Here is a 24,658-nt window from a genome sequence, read left to right as displayed (position 1 = left end):
TTCGTCAGACGGCGCGAATCAGCGGCTGAGCAAGTCCGTCGCGAAGGCGCGGATGTGCGCGCCGATGTCCTCGCGCTCCAGCGCCAGCGCGAAATTCGCCTCGATGAACCCGGCCTTCGATCCGCAATCGAAGCGGCTGCCCTTGAAGGTGACGCCGTGGAAAGGCTGGCTGTCGATCAGCGTCGCCATCGCATCGGTCAACTGGATCTCGCCGCCCGCGCCCTTGCCCTGCGTCTCCAGGATCTTCATGACTTCGGGCTGCAATATGTAACGGCCGGCGATGATGAGGTTCGACGGCGCAGTCCCGGCGGCAGGCTTCTCGACCAGTCCCTTCACCACCGTCAGGTCGCCGTTCATGCCCGAAGGATCGAGCACGCCATAGCTCGGCGTCTGCTCCATCGGCACTTCAAGGCCGCAGATAAGGTTGCCGCCGACTTGTTCATAGGCATCGACCATCTGCTTGAGGCAGCCGGGTTTGCCGTGCATGAATTCGTCGGGAAGCAGGATCGCGAACGGCTCGTCACCGACGATATCGCGCGCGCACCAGATCGCATGGCCAAGGCCGAGCGGCTCCTGCTGGCGAATGAACACCGCGTTGCCGGGGGCCAGCCGCGTCCCGTCAAGCGCGGACATATCTTTGCCGCGCTCACGCTGCGTCGATTCCAGTTCGAACGCCATGTCGAAATGGTCCTCGATCGCGTTCTTGCCGCGGCCGGTGACGAAGATCATCTGCTCGATGCCGGCCTCTATCGCCTCATCGACGGCATATTGGATGAGAGGGCGGTCGACGACCGCGAGCAGTTCCTTGGGAACGGATTTGGTGGCAGGCAGGAAGCGCGTGCCGAGACCAGCGACGGGAAAAACAGCCTTGCGAATGCGTTTCATACAGGTTCCGTAGTTGTTGCAGTCACATCGGCCATGGCCTGCCCTGCATTCGCATGACATGCCAGTATGACCTGCCCCACAGGTAGGGCAAGATCATCATCTCCGCGACTTGCTATTTCGCAACCGCAACATAAGTTTGTTTTGGTTGCGTTAGGTTAGTCATAGGTCGGGCGAATTACGCGTCCGCACCGCCGCTGCCGGAGATAGGCACGAAGCGCGTCGCCACTGCCCTTCTCCCATTTCGCTCGACCGATGCCTATCTCTCCAAAGGCGGACCGGTCGAAAATCGCGACGCTGTATCGCGAGCAGAGGTGATCCAGTTTCTCGATGTCGAGTGCGGCCAGCGCCAGCACGACCGGGCGCGTCATTCTGCCATGGTCACTACGTACGAGGTCGGAGGCATAGATGCCGCCTCTCCCATCGACCAGCACCACATCGGCATCGGCACCACGAATAGCGCGATCGCTCCGCGCATAGGGCGCGACCCACTCATGCGCACGCCACGCAAGGAAGCCGGTGGTGCAGACCGCAATAAGGCAAGCCACCAACACCGGGCGCAACGAGGCCGCGCGATCCTTGTTCAGCGCGATCCATCCATAGCCGGCGAGCAGACAGAAGCTCCCGATATAGCCGTGCATATAGCGGAAGCCCCAGCCATAGACCTGCGCCGTCATCAACGCCGCCCCCGCAACGCAGCCAATGGCGAGCGGCAGGACGGGTGTCTCGCTCTTCAGCAATCCGCGCCACCCAAGCGCAAGCACGCCCGCAATCGCCAATGGCACCAGCAGCAGGTTGTTCCACACGATGAACCGGACGCTATAGGCAAACGGATACCAGTTTCGCAGGACCCGACCCACCAGGCTGGAGACCTTGTCGGCAACGCCGGCGGAGGGGCGTATATCGCTTGGCGGACCGTAGAGGTCATGCAGGAATGCCGGCCACAGCTTCGCCCAGATGACGATGAGCAGGACGAAGGCGAGGCAATGAAAGGCGAGCGCCAGCCAATTCCTCCGGAGCGCGAACCAGATCAGAAACCCGATGCTGAAGATGAGTGCGAAATGCCATTGATGCATGCCACCCGTGATGAGCAATATCACCGCAGCGCCGAGGTAGCCCTTCCAGTCGCCGCGCAGGATGAAGGCCAGCCACAGCATATTCAGCGCGAAATGCCCGGTCATCGCGTAAGGCGTCATCGCGGTCACGGTAAGCTGCGCCGAAGTCAGCGCCATCAGCATCGCTACCCACACAGCGTCGGGCCGGCCGGGGAACAGCTTGCGCGCATTGTGCCACAGCGCGGCGAGGCCCACGGCCAGCAGGACAGGGTGCGCAAGGTTCGCGTCACCGATCCAGGCGAACGCCGCCCGGATTGCGCTGTTCACGGGCAGGTAATTGGCCGCCCAGAACCGCGTTGCGCCGAAGGGAGAGAAGAACTCCGGCACGATCGCCCGCCGATAATCGATCCATTCATAGGGGATCGGCCACGCCAGCCGCCCGTCGCGCATATAGGCAGCGGCGAACTCGGCCATCTCCTCGTCACGCGAGAGGCTGTAATTCTCGAACACCAGATATCGCCCCGCCCATGCGACGAGCACTACTAAGAGGATGAGAAGACCGATGCGCTTCCAATCCGGCTTGGCCATTGTGATAATGCGGGTGCCGCTGACCAGAGGCGCAAGCAGTGCCAGCGCTGCCAAAGCCCCCAGCAACGCCGGAAAGTCCTGATCGACGAAGAAGATCTCCGGGATATTGCGCACCTTGGCGAAGGTCACATGCACCAGCAACGCCGCCCCCAGCAGCATCGCGAAGGTGAACGCCCACTCCCATAGCCATCGGCGAGTCGCCAGTGCGTTCAAAACCTCATCCCCTATCGTCCGCGTGTCTTTGCCGCGAGTTGGGGGGAGAGGCAAGGTCGAGGGTGGCGGCGATTGATGTTCGATGCCGGTTGCGAGATCGCCTGCACGCCCGGTCCCGACAAAATGATTCAATCCATGACGCTTGCAGAAGTCGGACCCTTCGCCTGAACAATGCTGATGAACGCGCGCGGCAAGATGTGACGTCACGCCGACGTAGAGCGTGCCGCGATATCGATCCGACATGAGGTAAACTCTTTCCGTCGATCAAGCGTGCATGACGAAACTCTGCCAATGCTCGTGAGCAGTCAGTGCATCTTATCCGCCACCCAATTCCCATGGCGGCGCCGGCCCATAAAGCCGCTGCAAGAACTCAATGAACGCTGCCATCGCCATAGGCACTCTCGGCATCGGCGGATGAACGGCGTAGATCGCAATATCCGTCGAGCCGGTGACGGCGGGGAGTACGCGGCGCAGTGCGCCTGATGCCAGTTCGTGGTTCACGTCCCACAGCGAGCGCAGTGCGATGCCGACACCGCTGATCGCCAGTTCGCGGACGACTTCGCTTGAATTGGTGCGGACGTGGGCGATGCCGTCCCAACTCACCGGACCATCCGGGCCGGTCAGCCGCCACGGTAACTGGCCTTCGGCGGCGAGGAGGCGGTGGTCAGCAAGGTCGGCGACCGAGGCCGGCTCTCCGTTCGCAGCAATATACCCCGACGCGGCACACAGCACGCGTTCGCTCTGCGCCAGCCGGTGCGCGACGAGGCTGCGCGGGATGTCGGCGGCGATACGGATCGCCACGTCGAGACTGCCGGAGAACAGGTCGACGAAACTGTCCGACAGATCGAGCGCCAGTTCCACGCGCGGGTTCGCCTCCATGAACGCGCCGATATGCGGAGCCAGATGCAGGCGGCCGAAGGATGTGGGCGCAGACACGCGGAGCAACCCGCTCGGCACTTCCTTCTCGCCCTGAACGCGGCTCTCCGCCTCCTGCAACGCGGCGTTGATCGCCAGCAGATCATGGTGCAGTCGTTCGCCCGACCCGGTTAGCGCCATCTTCCGCGTGGAGCGATGGATCAGGCGTGCGCCCAGCCGCTCCTCCAGCCGCACGAGCCGCTTGGAGACCATGGCGGGCGACGTATTGAGGCTTCGACCCGCGCCCGACAGGCTTCCTGCCGACACGATTTCCATGAAGAGGTCGTAGTCCGGGTCCATCATGATTATTGCATCACAGGAAAAGCTGTTACTGATCTTTAGCGTCTACCCCGCATAATCGCGCCGGTCTATAGCCGCCACAACACAGCTATAGGAGTGTATCATGGGCATCGTTCAGAAGGCCAGCATCGGCGTCGCGGAAGAACTGGCGCAGTTTGCCGAAACACATGCGCTGCCTGGCACCGGCATCGCGCCGGAGGCATTCTGGCAGGGCGTGTCGGAGATCTTCGCCCGGTTCGCGCCAAAAAATGCGGCGCTTCTTGCCAAGCGCGATGATCTGCAAGCCCGGATCGATGCCTGGCATAAGGAGCGCGCGGGCAAGCCGCTGGATCAGGCCGAATATCAGGCGTTCCTGCGGGATATCGGCTATCTGGTGCCCGAACCTGCGCCATTCGCGATCACCTCCACCAACGTGGATGATGAACTCGCGACCCTCGCCGGACCGCAACTCGTCGTCCCGATCCTCAACGCCCGCTTCCTGCTGAACGCCGCTAATGCGCGCTGGGGCAGCCTGTATGATGCGCTGTATGGTACCGACGCACTGCCCGGCAAGGCGCAGGGCAAGGGCTATGACGCGGCGCGCGGTGCGCAGGTCATCGCCTTCGCCAAGGCGTTCCTCGACAAGGCGGTGCCGCTCGCGAGCGGAAGCTGGACCGATTGGCAGGGCGGCGAACCCACCTTGCGCGATCCGGCGCAACTGGTCGGCCACGCGGGCGACAATATCCTGCTGCGAAACCATGGCCTTCACATCGAACTGGTGATCGACCGTGCCCATCCGATCGGCAAGACCGACCCGGCGGGGCTGGCCGACGTCATCCTGGAATCGGCCCTTTCGACGATCTGCGATCTTGAGGACTCGATCGCGGCGGTGGATGCGCAGGACAAGGTCGCCGCCTATGCCAATTGGCTCGGCCTGATGAAGGGCGATCTGGAGGATACGTTCGAGAAGGGCGGGGCGATGATGACGCGCCGCCTCAATGCGGACCGCAGCTACACTGCGCCTGATGGCTCGACCCTGACCCTGCCGGGCCGCAGCCTGCTGTTCGTGCGCAATGTCGGCCATCTGATGACGACGCCAGCCGTCCGCCTCGCCGATGGCGGCGAAGCGCCGGAAGGCATTCTCGACGGCATCATGACCAGCCTGATTGCAATGCATGACCTCAAGCGCGGCGGCGCATTCGTGAACAGCCGCGCGGGCAGCATATATATCGTTAAGCCCAAGATGCACGGGCCGGAGGAAGCCGCCTTCACCAACGACCTGTTTGACGCGATCGAGGATATGTTGGGCCTCGATCGCTACACTATCAAGGTTGGAGTCATGGACGAAGAGCGGCGGACGTCTGCTAATCTTGCCGCGTGCATCCACGCGGTGAAGGACCGGATCGTCTTCATCAACACCGGCTTCCTCGATCGCACGGGCGATGAAATGCACACCTCGATGCAGGCCGGGCCGATGATCCGTAAAGGCGACATGAAGACGTCGAGCTGGATCAAGTCCTATGAGGACCGCAACGTGCAGATCGGCCTCGCCTGTGGCCTTTCGGGCCGCGCGCAGATCGGCAAGGGCATGTGGGCCGCACCGGATCGGATGGCTGACATGCTGGATCAGAAGATCGGCCACCCCAAGACCGGTGCGAACACGGCATGGGTGCCTTCCCCCACTGCCGCGACGCTCCACGCCACCCATTATCATGACGTCGACGTGTTCGCGCGGCAGGACGAGCGCAAGGCCGAGCCGATCGCCAGCCTCGACGCGTTGCTGAGGATTCCCGTCGCAGCGGGCCAGAACTGGTCGGAGCAGGATGTGCGCGACGAACTCGATAACAATGCGCAGGGCATCCTGGGATACGTTGTGCGCTGGATCGATCAGGGCGTCGGCTGTTCCAAGGTGCCCGACATTCACGACATCGGCCTGATGGAGGATCGCGCCACGCTGCGCATCTCCTCGCAGCATATGGCGAACTGGCTGCTCCATGGCGTTTGTACGAAAGAGCAGGCCGATGCCGCGCTGGAACGGATGGCGGCCAAGGTCGACGCGCAAAATGCAGGCGATCCGCTCTATCGCCCGATGGCGGGCAACGTGGACACCAGCCTGGCCTATCAGGCGGCGCGCGCTCTGGTGTTCGAAGGTCTGGCGCAACCCAATGGCTATACCGAGCCGCTGCTCCACGCCTATCGCGCAAAGGTAAAGGCGGCGGGCTGAGCCCTGCCTCCGTTCGGCGCGTTTCCCTGTGCGTTTCGGAACCGAGACGACTCTCCGGCATTCTATTTGCAGCGGGTCAGCAACCCTGCACACGCAGAAGGAGAATTCTCATGGGTGAACTCAAGGACAAGGCCAAGGGCATCGCCAACGAAGCCGCCGGCAACATCAAGCAGGCCGTGGGCAACGCACGCAACGATCCTGCACAGGTTGCCGAGGGCAAGGCCCAAGAAACCAAGGGCGAAGGCCAGAACCTGAAGGGTTCGGTCAAGGGCGCATTGGGCGACAAGGTCTGATAGCCCGATGACCTAGCCGCCTTTCGAGGCGCAGAAAAAGCCGTGTCGGCAACGACGCGGCTTTTTTCATGCGGTGCGGTTTCGGCACGAGGGGAGCGCAGGGCATCTCCAAATTGACCAAGGCGCTTTGCCTGCCTATGGGCGTGCACATCTTCTATCTTCGCGTGCTTTGATCAAGGAGCCTATCGAATGAAAAAGCTGTATCCCGACGCTGCATCTGCTCTGGAAGGCTTGCTGTTCGATGGCATGCATATTTGCGCGGGCGGCTTTGGGCTGTGCGGTATTCCGGAGCGGCTGATCGATGCGATCCGCGACAATGGCGTCAAGGATTTGACCATCGCCTCCAACAATGCCGGCATTGACGGCGAAGGTCTCGGCAAGCTGTTGCGCACGCGGCAGGTGAAGAAGATGATCTCCAGCTACGTCGGCGAGAACAAGGAGTTTGAACGGCAATATCTGGCAGGCGAACTGGAAGTCGAATTCTGCCCCCAGGGCACTTTGGCCGAACGCTGCCGCGCGGGCGGCGCGGGCATTCCCGGCTTCTACACCAAGACCGGCGTCGGCACGCAGGTCGCCGAGGGCAAGGAAGTGAAGAATTTCGACGGGCAGGACTATATCCTGGAACGCGGCATCTTCGCCGATCTCGCCATCATCAAGGGATGGAAGGCGGACGAGAGCGGCAACCTCATCTTCCGCAAGACGGCCCGCAATTTCAATCAGCCGATGGCCACCGCCGCAAAGGTCTGCGTCGCGGAAGTCGAGGAGATCGTTCCGGTCGGCAGCCTCGACCCGGATGCGATCCATCTGCCGGGCGTCTACGTGAAGCGCCTGTTCGTCGGCGCGCCGTATGACAAGAGAATCGAATTCCGAACCGTCCGCCAGAAGGAGGCCGCAGCATGAGCTGGACCCGCGACGAAATGGCCGCCCGCGCCGCCCGCGAATTGCAGGATGGCTTCTATGTCAATCTGGGCATCGGCATCCCGACGCTGGTCGCAAACCACATCCCTGCGGGCGTCGAAGTGACGCTGCAATCGGAGAACGGGATGCTGGGCATCGGCCCGTTCCCGTTCGAAGGGGAGGAAGATCCCGACCTCATCAATGCAGGCAAGCAGACGATCAGCGAATTGCCGCAATCCGCCTATTTCGGCAGTGAGCAGAGCTTCGCGATGATCCGCGGCGGGCATATCGACCTCACCGTCCTTGGCGCGATGGAAGTCGCGGAAAATGGCGACATCGCCAACTGGATGATCCCCGGCAAGATGATCAAGGGCATGGGCGGCGCGATGGACCTCGTCGCGGGCGTCAAGAAGATCATTGTCGTGATGGACCATAATTCCAAGGATGGCGGCCCGAAGTTCATCCCGTCCTGCACGCTGCCGCTGACCGGCAAGAATGTCGTCGATATGGTCATCACGGACATCGCCGTGTTCCAGCGGGCGGACCATGATAGCCCTTTCAAGCTGATCGAGACCGCGCCGGGGGTTACGGCGGACGACGTCAAGGCAAGGACGACGGCCAATTACATCGTATAAGATAAAGCGTAAGCGCCCCAAGCGGCGTCTCTATTTTAGCTGGCGTGTGAAAGTGATGGCGGCCGTGTTGGCCGCTGGTGGCGTCGTCGGGCTGGCCTCGGTGCCCTGGAAAGGGCCATTGGCTCCGCACATCAAGTGGCCCATCGCCGCCAGGGCCGCGCCGATGAAATTGCCCATTGCGCCTCGCGATTGGCACGGCAAGGTCGATTATCTCGCGCTCGACGCGCGTATCCGCGCGATGATGGCCGACAAGTCGATGGTCGGCCTCGCCGCCGCCGTGGTCGAGGATGGGCGGCTGTCCTTCGTGCAGGGCTATGGCCTTGCATCGAGCGAGACGGGCGAGACCGTCAACGAACGCACGACCTTCCGCTGGGCCTCGCTTTCAAAGAGTGTCGCGGGCACGTTGAGCGCACGGCTGGCGGCGGATCGCGTCTTCTCGCTCTCCGATCCGGTGGCGAAGTTCCACACCAGCCTGCGCTTGCCCAATGGCGCGGAAACCCGGCTGACGCTGGAGCAATTGCTTGCGCAGCGCAGCGGCTTGCCCAAAAACGCCTATGACGACCGGCTAGAGGCGGGTCAGGATCCCAAGCTGATCCGGCAGAGCTTCGCGACGGTCGGAAATGTCTGCCCGCCTGGCACCTGCCACAGCTATCAGAACGTCGCCTACGACACGATCAGCGAAGTCATCGGCGCTGCGATGGGCAAGCCCTATGGTGAAGTCGCGCGCACGCGGCTGTTCCTGCCCCTCGGCATGACCGGCGCAAGCGTCGGCATGAACGGACTGGTCGAGGCGAAGAACTGGGCGCGCCCGCATCGCGGTAGCCATACGATCCCGGTGCTCGAAAACTACTACCGCGTGCCCGCTGCGGCGGGCGTCAACTCTACGATTGTCGATCTCGCGCTCTGGATGGAAGGGCAGATGGGGCTGGAGCGCGACGTCCTCCCGGCCAAGGTGCTGCTTGGTGTGCAGACCCCCCGCGTCGGCACGCAGCGCCCCTATGGCAACACGCCCTTCGGCCGCGAGCTGAAGAACCCCGGCTATGGCCTCGGCATGCGCAGCTTCACCTATAAGGGGCACAAGCTGATCGGCCATAGCGGCGCAGTGTCCGGCTATCGCTCCACGATGATGTTCGATCCCGCGACCGGAACCGGCATCGTCATGCTCTGGAACAGCGAATCCAGTGTCCCCTGGCGCCTGCAACCCGAATTTTTCGATCGTGTATACGGCTTGCCGTTCCATGACTGGCTGGGACTGAAAGCCGGCCTGACTGTTGCACCGCTGGAGAAGAAGCGGAGCGAGGGGACCGAGCAGTAGTGGCCCCTCAGGCCGGGTTAAGAGCCACCGGTCCGGCCTGGATGCTTTTGGCGCGAGCCATGGTAGCGCGCCGCTCAAAGAAGCTCGGAATCCGCCCCACGATCATCCAAGTAGCCAGCGTCATTATGCACGCTACGCCGCCATCCAGTGCGTAATGCCAGCCCAGATGCACCGAGCCGATCCAGATAATGAGCGCATAGATCGTGGTGGCGATGCCCGCTCGCCGCCCCAGTTTCCACGCTGCGCAGGCAAACAGGACCGCCATGGCATTGTGCATGGAGGGCATCGCGGAAATGCCGCCACCGATCACGATGTTCTGCTGCCCGAACAAAGCCGCTAAAGCATGCTGGTAATGCACTGCGTAAAGACCGGGAGCACCATGCGCTTTAAGGAAATGGTCCTGATGATCCATCAGGCTGGTAAGCGCATCGAACCGGGAAGCTGTCGGTAGAATGATGCTGCGCAACGCTGGTCCCGCTGCGGGCAGCATATAGGCCACCAGCGTGCCCTGAACGCTCCACAACAGCACGAAACTGGTCAGATAGCGCCACGCAAGGCGCGAATGCTGATGCGCAAAGGAGCAGATCGCCACGCCTGCAACCATCGGCGCGAACCAGCCGTGATAAAGGAGATCGATAATCTGCGTCGCCCAGGGACTAGGCAGCACCGCATAGGTGAGTTGCCAGCCATCATATCCGCCGAGCATCGCACGTTCCAATTCTCCGATGTGCGGCCCCGCCCAGAAGCCCACTGAAGGAAGATGCAGCATCTTGAAGACGTTATAGGCTGTAATCAGGGGCACGAAGCACAGGAACGGCAGGCACACCGACATCAGCCGGTCGTCACGCCAACGCGTGTGCAGGAACTGATGGCCTATGCTCCACGATGACCCAGGCAACGCGTTGCTATGCCGCCACACCATAGTTCCAAGCAACGCAATCAACCCCGTTGCCAGCCAGACCGAGATCATGCTCCGGCCATAGGTGGCGAGCAAAGTGGCCAAACTGGCAAGGTCGACATCGCACACCGACAGGACGATTCCTGTGTAAAGCAAGACGATGCAAAGCGGAATGACCCGCAGCCAGGGAGGAATACTCTTGACCATTACGGTTCCGTAACAGTGAAAAGTTAACCCAGACCTTCATACTAACGTCTTAAAAATGGGCTGAAGGATCACCCCAGCGGCCATGATATCGGGTGCATGCCCGATGCTGTCCTACACCCATAGCCACCCGCTATAAGTGCCGGATGTCCTTACATACGCCTCCCCGGTCGTGGATAATCGCGACCCGCGCCGCCTCGTGGGCGAGCCACATAGGAGTGACGTGGCGTGACTTTCGTGACCTTCCGAATATAAGTCAGCAACGACCTTAGCTCATGCTGAGGCGATTTTCTCCGCCGTCAGCAAATAGTTGAGCGTTGTCTTTTCCGACAACACAAAACCCCGCGTCGGGTTCAGCGTTAACCCGCTCCAGCCCGTGACGCGCAGACCCGCCGCGTTCAACAACGGCTCGATCTCTTCCGGCGTCAGGAATTTGTTCCAGTCATGCGTGCCGCGCGGGATCTGCCCCAACCCCTCACCCAGCGTTATCATCGCCAGCCGCGACAACGCCGTGCGATTAGGTGTGGACAGCACCAGCAGGCCATCGGGCGCCATCGCATCGGCCAAGCCGCGCAGGAAGCGGGCAGGGTCGGTGACATGCTCGATCACTTCCATGCTGGTGACGAGATCGAAGCCACGCTCGTCCAGTGCCTCCACACCTACGGTGCGATAGTCGATCGCTAGCCCTTGCGCGGCGGCGTGGGCCTGCGCGGCGGCGATGTTCTCCGGCGCGGCGTCGATGCCGGTGACGTTAGCGCCAAGGCGCGCCAGCGGCTCGCACAGCAATCCCGCGCCGCAGCCGACGTCAAGCGCGCGCTTGCCCGTTAGCGGCCGCATCAATCGCGCGTCGCCCTGCCAATGCGCGTCCACGGCGCGGCGGATATACGCCAACCGCGCCGGATTCAGCTTGTGCAGCATCGCGCTGCTGCCCTTGGGGTTCCACCAGTCGGCGGCCATTGCGCCGAAGCGGGCGGCCTCTGCGGGATCGATGGTGGTGACGGGTGGTGCTGGGTTGCTTGCCATTATCGTTCCAACTTACTAAGGGAGCCACGCTTTTGCACCCTCTATCGGACCTGTTCCGACATAATCTTACTCACCGGCAAGGCTGACAGTATTTATGGCGCGCATCGTGATGAAATTCGGCGGCACCTCGATGGCGGGGATGGAGCGAATTCGCAACGTGGCGGCGCGCGTGAAGCATGTCGTCGAACAGGGCAATGAAGTTGCGGTCGTCGTCTCGGCGATGGCGGGCGAGACGGACCGGCTCGTCGGTTTTTGCCGCGAAGCCAGCGCGCTTTACGATCCGGCCGAATATGATGTCGTGGTCGCCGCGGGTGAGCAAGTGACGAGCGGCCTGTTGGCGATGACGCTCAAGGCCATGGGCGTCGACGCACGCAGCTGGCTCGGCTGGCAATTGCCGATCCGCACGATCGAGGCGCATGCGAAGGCGCGCGTGGAAAGCATGGAAACCGGCCCGCTGCTCGCCGGGATGGCTGCGGGGCAGGTTGCCGTGATTCCCGGCTTCCAGGGTCAGATGGCCGATGGCCGCGTCTCTACTTTGGGCCGTGGCGGATCGGACACTTCGGCGGTCGCGGTCGCGGCGGCGATCAAGGCCGATCGCTGCGATATCTACACTGACGTAGACGGCGTCTACACCACCGACCCGCGTATCGTCGCCCGCGCCCGCAAGCTCAACATGGTAACGTACGAGGAAATGCTCGAACTCGCCTCGGTCGGCGCGAAAGTGTTGCAGACCCGCTCGGTCGGCCTTGCGATGAAGGAAAATGTGCGCGTTCAGGTGCTTTCCTCCTTCGACGACCCGACACAGGACGATTTGCCCGGTACGCTGATCGTCAGCGAAGAAGAAATAGAGGAATCGGATATGGAACGTCAGCTCATCACCGGCATCGCGCACGACAAGAACGAAGCGAAGATCATCGTGACGCGCGTGCCCGACAAGCCCGGCGCGGTGGCGAACATCTTCGGCCCGCTTGCAGAGGCGAGCATCAATGTCGACATGATTATCCAGAATGACAGCAAGGACACGGACGAAACCGACGTGACCTTCACGGTGCCGCGCGCCGACTTAGTGCGCAGCGTGGACCTTCTGGAATCCTTGAAGGAAAAGATCGGGTTCCGCCGCATCATCACCGATGTCGAAGTGGCGAAGATCAGCGTCGTCGGAGTCGGTATGCGCAGCCACGCCGGTGTCGCGGCAACGATGTTCCGAACGCTCGCCGATCGCGGCATCAATATCGAGGCAATTTCGACGAGCGAGATCAAGGTCAGTGTGCTGATCGACGAGGACGAGACCGAATTGGCGGTGCGCGTGCTGCACACGGCCTATGGCCTGGATGCGGACGCGCCTGCTGCCTGAAGCATCTGCGCCAACACAATCTCTTCTCCGTTCGGCTGGAATAGCTGTCGAGCTTGTCCAGACGGCGTATCGAGAGGTTGACCCGCGCGAATGTCTCGATACGGGCTCTCGACAGGCTCGATCCCTACTCGACACGAACGGATAAAAGATAATGGCGTCTAATCACCCCAAACTCGCCGCCCTGATGGCGCGCGGCACCGAATTTCTGGGCTGCGAGGTCGCTATCTTGTGTGGCGCGATGAGTTGGGTGAGCGAGCGCAATCTCGTGTCCGCCATTTCCAATGCGGGTGGCTTCGGCGTGATCGCGTGCGGCGCGATGACGCCCGAATTGCTCGACACGGAAATCGCCGCGACCAGGGCGCTGACCTCCAAGCCGTTCGGTGTGAACCTCATCACCATGCACCCGCAGTTGTTCGACTTGATCGAAGTGTGCGCGAAACATGATGTGACGCATGTCGTGCTGGCCGGCGGATTGCCGCCCAAGGGCAGCATCGAAGCGATCAAGGCAAAAGGCGCCAAGCTGATCTGCTTCGCGCCCGCACTGGCGCTGGCGAAGAAACTGGCGCGCTCCGGCGTGGATGCGCTGGTGGTGGAAGGTATGGAGGCGGGCGGCCATATCGGCCCGGTCTCGACCAGTGTGCTGGCGCAGGAGATACTGCCCGAAATGGCGTCTCAGCTTCCGGTGTTCGTGGCGGGCGGCATAGGCCGGGGCGAGGCGATCGCCGCCTATTTGGAAATGGGCGCGGCGGGCGTGCAACTCGGCACGCGCTTCGTTTGCGCCCATGAGAGCATTGCGCATCCTGCGTTCAAGAAGGCATTCCTGCGCGCCTCGGCCCGCGACGCCGTGGCCAGCGTGCAGATCGACCCGCGCCTGCCGGTGATCCCCGTCCGCGCACTCAAGAATCCCGGCACCGAGAACTTCACGGTCAAGCAGCGCGAAATCGCCAACCTACTGGATGGTGGCTCCGTCGATATGATGGAAGCGCAACTCCAGATCGAGCATTACTGGGCAGGCGCACTACGCCGTGCCGTGATCGATGGAGATGTTGAGGGTGGCAGCCTGATGGCGGGCCAGTCGGTCGGCATGGTCACGCAGGAAGAGCCGGTTGTGGACATTATCGCGGCGCTCGTGGCGCAAGCGGGAGCGGCGCTGGACGCAAGGGGCTAATCCTCTGTCGGCTGAAGCCGATCGCCGAAACCTTCGCATATGACAAAGGGGTGCGCCGCTCCTCGCAAGCGGCGCACCCCTTCTTCTACCTCCCCACCAGCGGCAGGGTTGAGATCAGGCCATAAGCACCTTGTCCAGCGCCACCTTGAACTTCGACATCTCCTCAGCAGAACCGACCGTCACGCGCGATACCGTAGGCCAGATTTCCCAGGAGCGGCCGATCTGCACGTTCTGCGCGAGCAGAGCGGCCTGCATCTCCTTGGCGGGCTTCGTCTTCCAGTCGAGCATGAACATATTGGCTTCGCTGCCCGCATGATAAGCGATGTTGCGCTTCTTCAGATGCGCAAAGGTGTCCTCGCGAACCGCGATCATCTCGGCGCGGCGCGCCTTGATGGCGTCTGTTGCAGTGTAGGCGGCCGTACCGCAGGCGAGCGCCGTCACGGGGAGGGTGCCCGTCACCTGATAACCGTCGTAGCGCATCATCCGCTTATGAAGCTCCGGATCGGCAAACGTCAGGCCCAGCCGGATGCCTGCCATGCCGAACAGCTTTGAGAAGGTGCGCATCACGATCACGTCGTTGCGCGTCTTGGCAAAGGCAAGAGCGCTCGGCGCTTCGGAGAAGTGCAGATAAGCTTCGTCGATCAGCAGCACTGAATCCGCAGGCTTGTTCTTGGCCAGCCACTCCAGGTCGGCAAGCGGCGTGACAACGCCGGTTGGGTTGTTCGGCGACACGATGTAGTACAGGCCAGCATTGGGATTGGCGGCCAGCATCGCTTTGACATCGGCGCCCTTACCCGGTGCCATCGGCACTCTGGCGAGAGGCGCCTTTAGCCATGCCGCGGCGCGCCATGCCGCTTCGAATGTGGGATTGGGCGTAACCAGCCCTTTTTCGGGCGAACAGAATGCGATGACAGAGCGGACGAGCGGATCGCCCGAACCGGGCCAGGGCAGGACATGCTCCGCAGGAACGCCCTCTACTTGCGCCACTGTCTTGATGAACTCGCCACGCAGATCGCCCGGATCGTAGCGATTGCCCTGCGCCACGATCTTCGCGGCGGCCTCGGCAGCGACGGGAAACGGCCCCGTCCAGCATTCGTTTGCACCGATCTGGACCGCACCCGCAACGGCGCGCGCTGCCTGACTCTGCGCAAAGGCGGGGCGGAAGGACGTCACGGAGGCGGCAGCACCAAGAAGCGCCGCCACTTGCCCGATCTGCCTGCGTGAATAGCCGCGGTCCAGAAGATCCCGTTTCTCTGCCGCTTCGATTGTCAAACTATGCATCTGCCGCCGTCTCCTTGAAAGGAATTGACCTGTAATGCCCTACCACAACGAAGAGTGTGGCGCGATCCGCCATCGGGTTCATAAAAATCAGCAACAATGCTCTTTTGGATAATATCGTTGTTGGAAGCGGTCGATCGTTTCTGTTAGCCACTGAATATGGTCTCCTCGCCCGCCACTGCCGCTCGAAAGATATTAAGCCGCCTGCACGAGCTTATGGCGTCCCGTTCTGCCGCGCAGCAGAAGCTGAACAAGGTCGTGGAAATTATTGGCGAGGAATTGTCGAGTGAAGTCTGCTCGATCTATCTGTTGCGCGAAGGGTTGCTTGAACTCTACGCGACGCGCGGCCTCAATCAGGAAGCTGTACACGTAGCGAAACTGGCCATGGGGCAGGGGCTTGTCGGCACAATAGCCGGCAAGGTCGAGACGCTGAACCTCGATGAAGCCGCCGCGCACCCGGATTACACGTACTTGCCCGAAACCGGTGAGGAATTGTTCCATAGCTTCGCAGGCGTTCCGATCGTCCGACGGGAAAGGGCGGTCGGCGTATTGTGCGTGCAGCATGTCGATCCGCGCCGCTATGAAGAAGTCGAGATCGAGGCTTTGCAGACGGTGGCTATGGTGCTCTCCGAATTGATCGCTAATGCCGAACTGGTGGACGACACGCGGACCGATGATCGTGTTGCGGGCACGGGGTCGAACATGCTGTCGGGCCTTCAACTTGTCATGGGCATGGCGCGGGGACACGCGGTGTTCCACCAGCCACGCATCACGATCGAACATACGGTCGCGGACGATGTCGAGGCGGAGCGGCAGCGAGTCTATTCAGCATTCGCCAAAATGCGCGAGCAGATTGAGCGGATGACCGGCGCGTCGGAGTTCGGCGTCGATGGCGAGCATCAGGAGGTGCTCGAAACCTACAAGATGTTCGCCTATGACGAAGGCTGGGCGCGGCGCATCAACGAAGCGATCGACAGCGGGCTGACCGCCGAAGCCGCCATCGAGCGCGTGCAGCAACGCACCCGGATGCGGATGCGACAAATCCAGGACCCGCTGTTGCAGGACCGGATGCACGATCTGGAGGATCTGGCGAACCGTCTGCTGCGGATCGTGTCAGGGCAGCTTGGCACCGCGGCGCAGATGGGCTTGCGGCAGGACGCGATATTGATCGCCCGCAATCTTGGGCCAGCCGAGTTGCTGGAATATGACCGCCGCCGGTTGAAGGGGGTGATCCTGGAGGAAGGATCGCTGACCGCGCACGTCATCATCGTCGCGCGCGCAATGGGAGTTCCCGTTCTGGGGCGTGTCCGGGACATCCGTCATCAGGTGAACGAGGGCGACCTGATCCTGATGGATGTCATCGAGAACCGTGTGTTCGTGCGGCCCAGTCCGGACATGGACGAAGCGTTCGAAAACAAGCTCAACCTCACGCAAAAGCGCCGTGCCGCGTTCGCCGCCGCACGTGACTTGCCTTCGGTGACGAAGGATGAGACGCGGATCGAACTGATGGTCAACGCGGGCCTTCGTGACGACGCGTCCGCGCTGGAAGTCACCGGGGCGGACGGCATCGGTCTGTTCCGCACCGAATTCCAGTTCCTCGTCTCGGCCACCATGCCGCAGCGCGAACGGCAGCAGCGCCTCTACAAGGATGTTCTGGATGCCGCGGGCGACCGTCCGGTGATCTTCCGCACTGTCGACATTGGCGGCGACAAGGCGCTGCCCTACATGCGGCAGGATAGCGAGACCGAGGAGAACCCTGCAATGGGCTGGCGCGCGCTGCGTCTGGCGCTGGATCGCGATGGCCTGATGAAGGCGCAGGCGCGCGCTTTGCTGGAGGCGGCGGCGGGCAAGACTCTGTACGTCATGTTCCCGCTGATTTCGGAACCATGGGAATTCGACCTGGCCCGCGCGCTGATCGAGAAGCAGCGCGATTGGCTGGTGAACCAGCGCAAGGCCGTGCCGAATGTCGTTCACTACGGCGCGATGCTGGAAGTGCCTGCACTGGCGGAGGTGCTGGACCTTCTGCTGCCGCGCCTCGATTTCCTGTCGATCGGGACTAATGACCTGACGCAATTCCTGTTTGCCGCCGATCGCGCGCATCCCAAGCTTGCCGAGCGCTACGACTGGCTGAGCATCGCGATTCTGCGCTTCCTCTCACGCATCGTGAAGGCGTGCGAAGAACATCAGGTGCCGCTCGGTGTCTGCGGCGAAATGGGCGGCCGCACGTTGGAGGCGATGGCGCTGCTGGGCCTCGGTATCCGGCGGCTGTCGATCACCCCCGCCTCGATTGGCCCAGTGAAGGCGATGATCCGCACGCTGGACCTGGCGCCGCTGCGTGAGGAGATGGCGAAGCTGCTGACGAATGGCACCGCGAATGTCCGCGATGCGCTCAATGCTTGGGCCAGGGAGCATGGCGTCGAACTCAATTGATGACCATTTGAATCTTGGCGCATTTCCTTCAGGTCCGGCGTTGACACAAGCCGCACGCCAATGAGAGAACGGACCTGCACGGTCGCTTTTGCGGCCCCCGCGAGAGGGGCGAAACGGAAGATATGGAAGAGATCGAACAAGGCGCGCTCGACATGGACCGGCCCGGCGATGTCCTGCGCCGCGCGAGGGAGGCGCAGGGGCTTTCGCTTCAGGATGTCGCTACTCGCACGCGCGTGCCTGTCCGTCAGCTTTCGCTGGTCGAAGCCCATGACTATGCGGCACTGCCGGGTATTCCCTATGCCGTAGGATTTTCGCGGGCCTATGCGCGGGCTGTCGGCGCGGATGAGACGCAGATCGCGGCAGGCGTGCGCCGGGAACTGGCCAGCGCCGATGTTGCCAATGCGCCTCGGTACGAGATGTTCGAGCCTGCCGATCCGGCGCGCGTGCCGCCGCGGTATCTGGCATGGACAGCAGCGATCATTGCGCTTCTTATCGCGGTGGGTTGGGGCGTCTGGCGCTCGCAGATGTTCACGCCGCCGACCGACGAACAGATCGCGGCGCAGGTCGATCCGCAAACGTCTAAACCCACGGCAGGGCAGGGTGTGCCAGCCGCGCGTCCCGCGCCGCCTCCAACACAGGGGCCAGTCGTGCTGACGGCCACCGATCAGGTATGGCTGCGTATCTATGATGGCACTGGCGAGCGGCTGTTCGAGAAGCAGATGGCAAAGGGAGAGACATTCACCGTTCCTGCCAATGCCAACAACCCGATGATCCTGACGGGACGGCCAAACGCGGTCGCTGTGACGGTCGGCGGGCGGGCGGTGCCGCCTCTGGGACCGCCGGAACGCACGATATCCGATGTGCCGATCAGCGCAGCGGCGTTGCTCGCGCGCGCTCCCGCGCCGGGTAGTGCGGCACCTGGAGCGGCAACTCCCCCAATTTCGGGCACGGCTGCGCCAACTCCCGCTACCGGGCCTGCCGCTCCCCGATAACGGAAGCTTTACCCGTGCCGTAAACCCCTTATGCTCTGCGGCATGTTCATTCCCCGAGGATCATTCATGCGTCGTTTGCTTGCTTCTGCTTCCGCTCTGGCAGCTATCCTTATGCTCGCGCCGCCGATAGCCGCGCAGTCCGGCGCGCCCGTCCAGCAGCGTGTGGAAAAGCTGGAAAAGGAAATGAAAGCCGTTCAGCGCAAGATCTTTCCAGGCGGCACACCGATCGAGCCGGACATTACCAGGGCTCCGGTGCCGGTAGAAGCTCCCGGCGCGCCCGCATCCACTCCTGTAGCTGATCTCATCGCCCGCGTGGACGCGCTGGAAGGCCAGCTTGCGACGTTGACGGGGCAGACCGAGGAAAACAGCTACAAAATCAAGCAGTTGGAAGACGCCTTCGCCAAGTACAAGGCGGAGACGGACGCGAAGCTCTCGCCGGCCGATGCCGCGCCGCCTGCGACCACGCCGACTGCGGGTGGATCGCCGAATAATGCATCAACTTCGCCCTCAGCTTCAGCGCCTCCGCCCGCCAAGGCGACGCCCGCAGCATCCGAAGCGCGCAAGGCAGCAGTGGCGCAGGTGCAGTTGCCCGACACAGGCGATCAGGCGCTTGACGCCTACACCTATGGCTATCGGCTTTGGGAAGCGAAGTTCTTTCCCGAGGCGCAGGCGCAGTTGAAATCCGCACTCGACAAATATGGCTCTGCGCCGGCCGCCAGCCGTACCGCGAACCTGCTGGGTCGCGCCTATCTCGACGATGGCAAGCCCGCGCTCGCATCTGTGGCGTTCTACGAGAATTATCAGAAGCGGCCCAAGGGCGATCGCGCCGCCGACAGCCTTGCGTGGCTGGGCGAAGCGCTGATCCAGCTCAAGAAGCCCGCAGACGCATGCAAGGTCTATAGCGAGTTGGAGCAGATGTACGGAGCGACGATGAGCGCGACATTGCGGGGCATGATGACTAAGGGCCGCGACCGCGCAAAATGCGCCGCGTGATGTGTGGTGGCTGACGATCAGGCGTTTCGTTTCCGGCAATCCGCCGACCGCCTGACTGGCTCAGCTTCATCGTCGCGTTATGGAATTGCCGTGTCGGGCGGACCCGACAGCATGGCGCTGCTATGGTTGGCGCATCAGGCATTTTCGGGACAGGTCGAGGCGGCAACCGTGGATCACGGCCTGCGTTCCGCATCTGCGGATGAAGCGGCGATGGTAGCAGCTTATTGTGCGGACATAGGCGTTCCGCATCGAACCTTGCATCCATCAGAGCCGATCACCGGTAACATCCAGTCGGCCGCGCGCCTGAAACGATACGCGTTGCTAGAGGACTGGCGGGCGGAGCGCGGCCTGGACTGGCTGATGACTGCGCATCATGCTGACGATCAGCTTGAAACGATGTTGATGCGCCTCAATCGGGGATCGGGCGTGTCGGGATTGGCAGGCGTAAGGACGCGGAGCGGCGCTATCCTGCGGCCTTTGCTCGGCTGGCGAAAGGCGGAATTGCAAGCTTTGGTGGAAACCAAGGGTATGCCGTTCGTGCATGATCCCAGCAATGTGGACGAGCGCTTCGACCGTGCTTCCCTGCGTAAACGTCTGGCTGATGCCGATTGGCTGGACCCGCTGGCTGCGACGCGGAGCGCGGCCGCGCTGGCTGACGCGGAGGAAGCCCTGCAATGGATGATGGCTGAACTATGCGCCGAGCATCTTGTGCATGATGGCGACAGATGGATTTTGAAGGTGACCGGGTTCCCCAGAGAGATTCAACGCCGCCTCATCATTAGGATGCTCGAACAGGCGGAACCGGAAGCGCCTCCTCCACGCGGAGATGCGCTCGACGCTGCATTGGTGCACCTCAACTCGGGTGGAAAAGCGATGTTGGGGAACTGGCTGTTCACAGGCGGCAAGAGCTGGACGTTGTCGCGAGCGCCTGCGCGCCGTCACTGAGGCCGCCACCATGCGCAAAACGCCGCCAAAGCGATCGTCGCACCGATGGCGACCAGCGTTTCCGTGATCGAATGCGCGTTCCATTCCCAGAACTTCATTCCCATGTACCCCGGCATATTGGCCCGCAAGCCGCCGCCGAACGCTTCGATCCACTGATATTCGCGCTGGGTGATCTCGCGCATCACGCATACTGCAGAACCTGCAAAGCATCCCATCCACACAGATGCCCTGGTCGGCGCGCCTAGAATATGGCCGATCAGCCAGCAGATGCATTGAACGCCGATGGCAATGGGTACGTGGATCAACATCGGGATGCGCAACGCCCTTTCCAGATTGAGGTTTCCGCTAAACCACCGACCTCGAAATTTGAAGCTGCCAATATAGGACAACGCCGTCCGTTCGTCGCTCCCCGCATCGCAAGCTGGCGCAAAGCCATTTCGTTTCCGCGATGTTCACCATAGTGCAATACCTTCTAATCTAAATGTTCTGAGCCGGTCAGGGCGGCCGCGACTCATATTGCCATTTGGACGGCGCGCCCTATCTTGGTCCCAGAAAGCGAGATGGCATGAACGACGACAAGGAACCGCAGGGCAACCCCTGGATCAAGAGCGCGATGATATGGGCCGGCGTCATCGTCGCCCTGTTGCTGTTCGTGTCGATGTTCGACAGCCGCACGGCCTCGTCGGCAGGCACAGGCATCGCTTATTCCGAATTCCGACAGAAGGTGCAGGACGGGCAGGTCAAGGAAGTGGCCGTTGCGCCCGACCGGATCACCGGCACGCTTACCAATGACCAGCGCTTCTCCACCGTACCCGTCGCGGACCCGAGCCTACCGGGTCTTCTCGACGATTATGGCGTGAAATACAGCGGTCAGCAGGAGGAGCAGCCAAGCTTCTGGATGATCCTGATCTACCAGTCGCTGCCGTTCCTGCTGATCCTCGGCATTGCCTTCTTCGTTCTGCGGCAGATGCAGAAGGGCGGCGGCGCGGGCGGTGCGATGGGCTTCGGCAAATCGAAGGCCAAGCTGCTGACCGAGAAGCATGGCCGCGTGACGTTTCAGGATGTTGCGGGCATCGATGAAGCGCGCGAAGAGCTGGAAGAGATCGTCGAGTTTCTGAAAGACCCGACCAAATTCGCCCGCCTCGGCGGCAAGATTCCCAAGGGCGCGCTGTTGGTCGGTTCGCCGGGTACGGGCAAGACGCTGCTGGCGCGTGCGATTGCAGGCGAAGCCGGTGTGCCGTTCTTCACGATTTCCGGCTCCGATTTCGTGGAAATGTTTGTCGGCGTCGGCGCAAGCCGCGTGCGCGACATGTTCGAGCAGGCCAAGAAGAACGCGCCGTGCATCGTCTTCATCGACGAAATCGACGCAGTCGGCCGTCATCGCGGTGCAGGCCTCGGCAACGGGAATGACGAACGCGAGCAGACGCTGAACCAGCTTCTGGTCGAAATGGACGGCTTCGAGGCCAATGAAGGCATCATCATTGTCGCGGCGACCAACCGTCCCGACGTGCTCGACCCCGCACTGCTGCGTCCGGGCCGCTTCGACCGTCAGGTCGTGGTGCCTCGTCCCGACATCGAAGGGCGCGAGAAAATTCTCGCCGTGCACATGAAGAAGGTGCCGCTGGCGCCCGACGTCAATGCACGCACCATCGCACGCGGTACGCCGGGGTTCTCCGGCGCTGACCTCGCGAACCTCGTCAACGAAGCGGCGCTGATGGCGGCGCGGCGCGGCAAGCGTCTCGTCGCGATGGACGAATTCGAGATGGCCAAGGACAAGGTCATGATGGGCGCGGAACGCCGCTCCATGGTGATGACCGACGATGAGAAGAAGATGACCGCTTATCATGAAGCGGGCCACGCTATCGTCTCGGTCCATGAAGCGGCGTCCGACCCGATCCACAAGGCGACGATCATCCCGCGCGGGCGCGCACTGGGCATGGTCATGCGTCTGCCGGAGCGCGACAGCTACAGCTATCATCGCGACAAGATGCACGCCAACATGGCCGTCGCCATGGGTGGCCGCGTCGCCGAGGAAGTGATCTTCGGCCATGACAAGGTGTCGTCCGGCGCATCCAGCGACATCCAATATGCGACGAAGCTGGCGCGCGACATGGTCACGCAATGGGGCATGTCGGAAAAGCTCGGCCCGCTGCAATATGAAGAGCAGCAGGGCGAAACCTTCCTGGGCTATTCACAGAGCGCGCGCGTCCATATGTCGGACGAGACCGCCAAGCTGATCGACAAGGAAATTCGCGCACTGGTCGAACAGGGCTATAACCGGGCGAAGGAATTGCTGGTCGAGCATGAGGATCAGCTTCACTTGCTGGCCAATGCGATGCTGGAATATGAAACGCTCTCGGGCGACGAGATCAAGACGCTGCTCGACAAGGGGGAAATCACCCGCGACGACGGCACGACGATCCGCCCGTCCAGCATTCCAGCCGCCGGCACGGCTATCCCCAAGACGCGCCGCCGCAAGGGGCCCTTCGGCGATCCCGCACCACAGGGCGCCTGATCGCAACATCTAGGTGAGTTGAAAAGGGCGGTGTCCAACGCGGACGCCGCCCTTTTCTTATGGGCATCAGCCCTCGGCAGCGGCGGTGCTGAGACCCAGTTCCGGCACGCCGATCGACCGGCGGCCACCAAAGTCGGTGCGGGCGACGATCACGCCCTGCTTTTCCATATAGTCGATCAGCCGCCGCACGCGCCCCTGTGAACTCGTGCCATAGGCCCGTGCCAGCGCTTCATCGTCCGGGCAAGCCTGCCCCTTCAGCGCCGCATGCGCGATCAGCAGAAACGGTGCCAGCATATCCTCCGGCAATCGCGATGCCACTGCCAGCGGCAGCTCCCAACGCGGATCGCCCGCATCGAGCATCCCGGCCTGCGCCATCGCAAAGCGGCGGCGGAAGGCCGGAAGGTCGAGCGGCACCTTGGTCAGGCGATGCATCCGGCACCGGACTGTGAAATCCTGATAGAGCACGGCCGTCGATTGAAACGCGCTGCCGGGATCAGCAACCATTTCCTCCAGCACAGCGATCACCGCCGCATCGACCACATTGCTATCGACCGCCGGCTCATCCGACCGGCTGCCAGCGGGGACGGACAGATCCGGACCCGAAATCACTCTGATCAGATCCTCCGCCGCAACCGGCTTGGGTTCGGGGCGCGGCGGGGGAGGGGGCGCGTCGGCCTCCATCTCGGCAAAGAGCATCGCCTGCACATTGCCGCCGCTGGCCGCCGAGGGGAGCGGAAGGAGGCTGTGCGTGCCCATCCGCGTGCTGGTCTGCACCGGGCCGATCTTCACCGATATCGGCCGCCGACATATCGCCGGTCCCAACGCCAGAAAACGCCCGCGCTCCAGATCGCGAATCTGTTCAGCCTGCCGCCGCTCCATACCAAGCAGGTCCGCTGCGCGCGCCATGTCGATGTCGAGGAAGGTGCGTCCCATAAGGAAGTTGCTCGCCTCTGCCGCCACGTTCTTGGCAAGCTTGGCGAGCCGCTGCGTCGCGATCACGCCTGCCAGACCGCGCTTGCGGCCACGGCACATCAGGTTCGTCATCGCCGCCAGCGAAACACGCCGCGCATCTTCCGAAACGTCACCCGCCGCGGCTGGCGCAAACATCTGGGCCTCGTCCACCACGACCAGTGCCGGATACCAATGATCGCGCGGCGCATCGAACAACGCGTTCAGAAAGATCGCCGCACATTTCATCTGCGCATCGACTTCCAGCGATTCGAGGTTCAGCACCACCGACGCGCGATGCTCCCGGATGCGCGCGCCAAGAGCCGCAATTTCCCGCTCATTATACGCACCCGCATCGATCGCGACATGATCGAAACTGTCGGCCAGCGTGACGAAATCGCCCTCCGGGTCGATCACGACCTGCTGCACCAGCCGCGCGCTCTCCTCCAGCAACCGCCGCAGCAGATGCGACTTCCCCGATCCCGAATTGCCCTGAACGAGCAGCCGCGTTGCGAGCAGTTCCTCCACGTCCATGCGAACCGGTTGACCCGCGCCGTCCATGCCGATTTCGATTTCCGCCGTCACACCGCTGCCATGGCGCATAGGAGGCTACG

The 24,658-nt window shown here is 62.5% G+C and carries 20 protein-coding genes; 12 read left to right on the top strand and 8 right to left on the bottom strand.

The window, feature by feature from the left end:
* Positions 1-18 precede the first annotated feature (18 nt).
* From galU to C1T17_RS18890, 3 genes are all read right to left on the bottom strand, one after another.
* Positions 19-885: a UTP--glucose-1-phosphate uridylyltransferase GalU gene (gene galU, locus C1T17_RS18905; RefSeq protein WP_104954763.1), complete on the bottom strand. Its 867-nt coding sequence runs from the start codon at positions 883-885 to the stop codon at positions 19-21.
* Between the two features lie 155 nt (positions 886-1,040).
* On the bottom strand, positions 1,041-2,981 hold the full coding sequence (locus C1T17_RS18900) for an MFS transporter (protein ID WP_411269200.1): 1,941 nt from the start codon (positions 2,979-2,981) through the stop codon (positions 1,041-1,043).
* A 72-nt stretch (positions 2,982-3,053) separates the two neighbouring features.
* Positions 3,054-3,956: a LysR family transcriptional regulator gene (locus C1T17_RS18890; protein ID WP_104954762.1), complete on the bottom strand. Its 903-nt coding sequence runs from the start codon at positions 3,954-3,956 to the stop codon at positions 3,054-3,056.
* 100 nt (positions 3,957-4,056) lie between these two features.
* Here C1T17_RS18890 and C1T17_RS18885 point away from each other — a divergent pair, with 100 nt between their 5' ends.
* The 5 genes from C1T17_RS18885 (at position 4,057) to C1T17_RS18865 (ending at position 9,296) form a co-directional block, all read left to right on the top strand.
* Positions 4,057-6,156, top strand: a complete 2,100-nt coding sequence (locus tag C1T17_RS18885; RefSeq protein ID WP_104954761.1) for a malate synthase G — start codon at positions 4,057-4,059, stop codon at positions 6,154-6,156.
* A 110-nt stretch (positions 6,157-6,266) separates the two neighbouring features.
* Positions 6,267-6,449, top strand: a complete 183-nt coding sequence (locus C1T17_RS18880) for a CsbD family protein (protein WP_104954760.1) — start codon at positions 6,267-6,269, stop codon at positions 6,447-6,449.
* Positions 6,450-6,638: 189 nt separating this feature from the next.
* Complete coding sequence (locus C1T17_RS18875; protein ID WP_104954759.1) at positions 6,639-7,349, top strand: CoA transferase subunit A; 711 nt, start codon at positions 6,639-6,641, stop codon at positions 7,347-7,349.
* Positions 7,346-7,981, top strand: coding sequence for a CoA transferase subunit B (locus tag C1T17_RS18870; protein WP_104954758.1), 636 nt, complete (start codon positions 7,346-7,348; stop codon positions 7,979-7,981). The genes C1T17_RS18875 and C1T17_RS18870 overlap by 4 nt, the downstream gene beginning before the upstream one ends.
* Before the next feature lie 55 nt (positions 7,982-8,036).
* Positions 8,037-9,296 (top strand): serine hydrolase domain-containing protein, encoded by a 1,260-nt coding sequence (locus C1T17_RS18865; protein WP_104954757.1) that lies wholly within the window; start codon positions 8,037-8,039, stop codon positions 9,294-9,296.
* A 7-nt stretch (positions 9,297-9,303) separates the two neighbouring features.
* On the opposite strand, the gene C1T17_RS18860 is transcribed toward C1T17_RS18865, so the two are convergent.
* Together C1T17_RS18860 and ubiG are read right to left on the bottom strand one after the other, a co-directional pair.
* Positions 9,304-10,350, bottom strand: coding sequence for a phosphatase PAP2 family protein (locus C1T17_RS18860; protein WP_189338428.1), 1,047 nt, complete (start codon positions 10,348-10,350; stop codon positions 9,304-9,306).
* Between the two features lie 321 nt (positions 10,351-10,671).
* On the bottom strand, positions 10,672-11,421 hold the full coding sequence (gene ubiG, locus C1T17_RS18855) for a bifunctional 2-polyprenyl-6-hydroxyphenol methylase/3-demethylubiquinol 3-O-methyltransferase UbiG (RefSeq protein ID WP_104954755.1): 750 nt from the start codon (positions 11,419-11,421) through the stop codon (positions 10,672-10,674).
* A 94-nt stretch (positions 11,422-11,515) separates the two neighbouring features.
* Between ubiG and C1T17_RS18850 the strand changes: the two genes are divergently transcribed.
* On the top strand, positions 11,516-12,775 hold the full coding sequence (locus C1T17_RS18850; RefSeq protein WP_104954754.1) for an aspartate kinase: 1,260 nt from the start codon (positions 11,516-11,518) through the stop codon (positions 12,773-12,775).
* 151 nt (positions 12,776-12,926) lie between these two features.
* Positions 12,927-13,943, top strand: a complete 1,017-nt coding sequence (locus tag C1T17_RS18845; RefSeq protein ID WP_104954753.1) for an NAD(P)H-dependent flavin oxidoreductase — start codon at positions 12,927-12,929, stop codon at positions 13,941-13,943.
* Between the two features lie 114 nt (positions 13,944-14,057).
* Here C1T17_RS18845 and C1T17_RS18840 read toward each other — a convergent pair whose 3' ends face one another.
* Complete coding sequence (locus tag C1T17_RS18840) at positions 14,058-15,224, bottom strand: pyridoxal phosphate-dependent aminotransferase (protein ID WP_104954752.1); 1,167 nt, start codon at positions 15,222-15,224, stop codon at positions 14,058-14,060.
* Positions 15,225-15,380: 156 nt separating this feature from the next.
* On the opposite strand from C1T17_RS18840, the gene ptsP reads away from it, so the two are divergent.
* The 4 genes from ptsP (at position 15,381) to tilS (ending at position 20,581) form a co-directional block, all read left to right on the top strand.
* Positions 15,381-17,651: a phosphoenolpyruvate--protein phosphotransferase gene (gene ptsP, locus C1T17_RS18835; RefSeq protein WP_104954751.1), complete on the top strand. Its 2,271-nt coding sequence runs from the start codon at positions 15,381-15,383 to the stop codon at positions 17,649-17,651.
* Between the two features lie 122 nt (positions 17,652-17,773).
* A complete protein-coding gene (locus tag C1T17_RS18830) occupies positions 17,774-18,643 on the top strand; it encodes a helix-turn-helix domain-containing protein (RefSeq protein ID WP_104954750.1) in 870 nt (289 codons plus the stop codon).
* 66 nt (positions 18,644-18,709) lie between these two features.
* Positions 18,710-19,636 (top strand): hypothetical protein, encoded by a 927-nt coding sequence (locus tag C1T17_RS18825; protein WP_104955360.1) that lies wholly within the window; start codon positions 18,710-18,712, stop codon positions 19,634-19,636.
* 3 nt (positions 19,637-19,639) lie between these two features.
* Positions 19,640-20,581, top strand: coding sequence for a tRNA lysidine(34) synthetase TilS (tilS, locus tag C1T17_RS18820; protein WP_411269199.1), 942 nt, complete (start codon positions 19,640-19,642; stop codon positions 20,579-20,581).
* Here tilS and C1T17_RS18815 read toward each other — a convergent pair.
* Positions 20,575-20,901: a hypothetical protein gene (locus tag C1T17_RS18815; RefSeq protein ID WP_223262701.1), complete on the bottom strand. Its 327-nt coding sequence runs from the start codon at positions 20,899-20,901 to the stop codon at positions 20,575-20,577. The two genes, tilS and C1T17_RS18815, sit on opposite strands and share 7 nt — an antisense overlap.
* 245 nt (positions 20,902-21,146) lie before the next feature.
* On the opposite strand from C1T17_RS18815, the gene ftsH reads away from it, so the two are divergent.
* On the top strand, positions 21,147-23,096 hold the full coding sequence (ftsH, locus tag C1T17_RS18810; protein WP_104954748.1) for an ATP-dependent zinc metalloprotease FtsH: 1,950 nt from the start codon (positions 21,147-21,149) through the stop codon (positions 23,094-23,096).
* A gap of 66 nt (positions 23,097-23,162) precedes the next feature.
* On the opposite strand, the gene C1T17_RS18805 is transcribed toward ftsH, so the two are convergent.
* The gene (locus C1T17_RS18805) at positions 23,163-24,647 is read right to left on the bottom strand and encodes an ATP-binding protein (protein WP_189338427.1); all 1,485 of its coding nucleotides are present in this window, start codon (positions 24,645-24,647) and stop codon (positions 23,163-23,165) included.
* Positions 24,648-24,658 lie beyond the last annotated feature (11 nt).

The organism is Sphingobium sp. SCG-1 (assembly GCF_002953135.1).
GTDB lineage: Bacteria > Pseudomonadota > Alphaproteobacteria > Sphingomonadales > Sphingomonadaceae > Sphingobium.
Note: the sequence above shows the minus strand (reverse complement) of the source record. Positions and strands in the feature narration are given on the sequence as shown.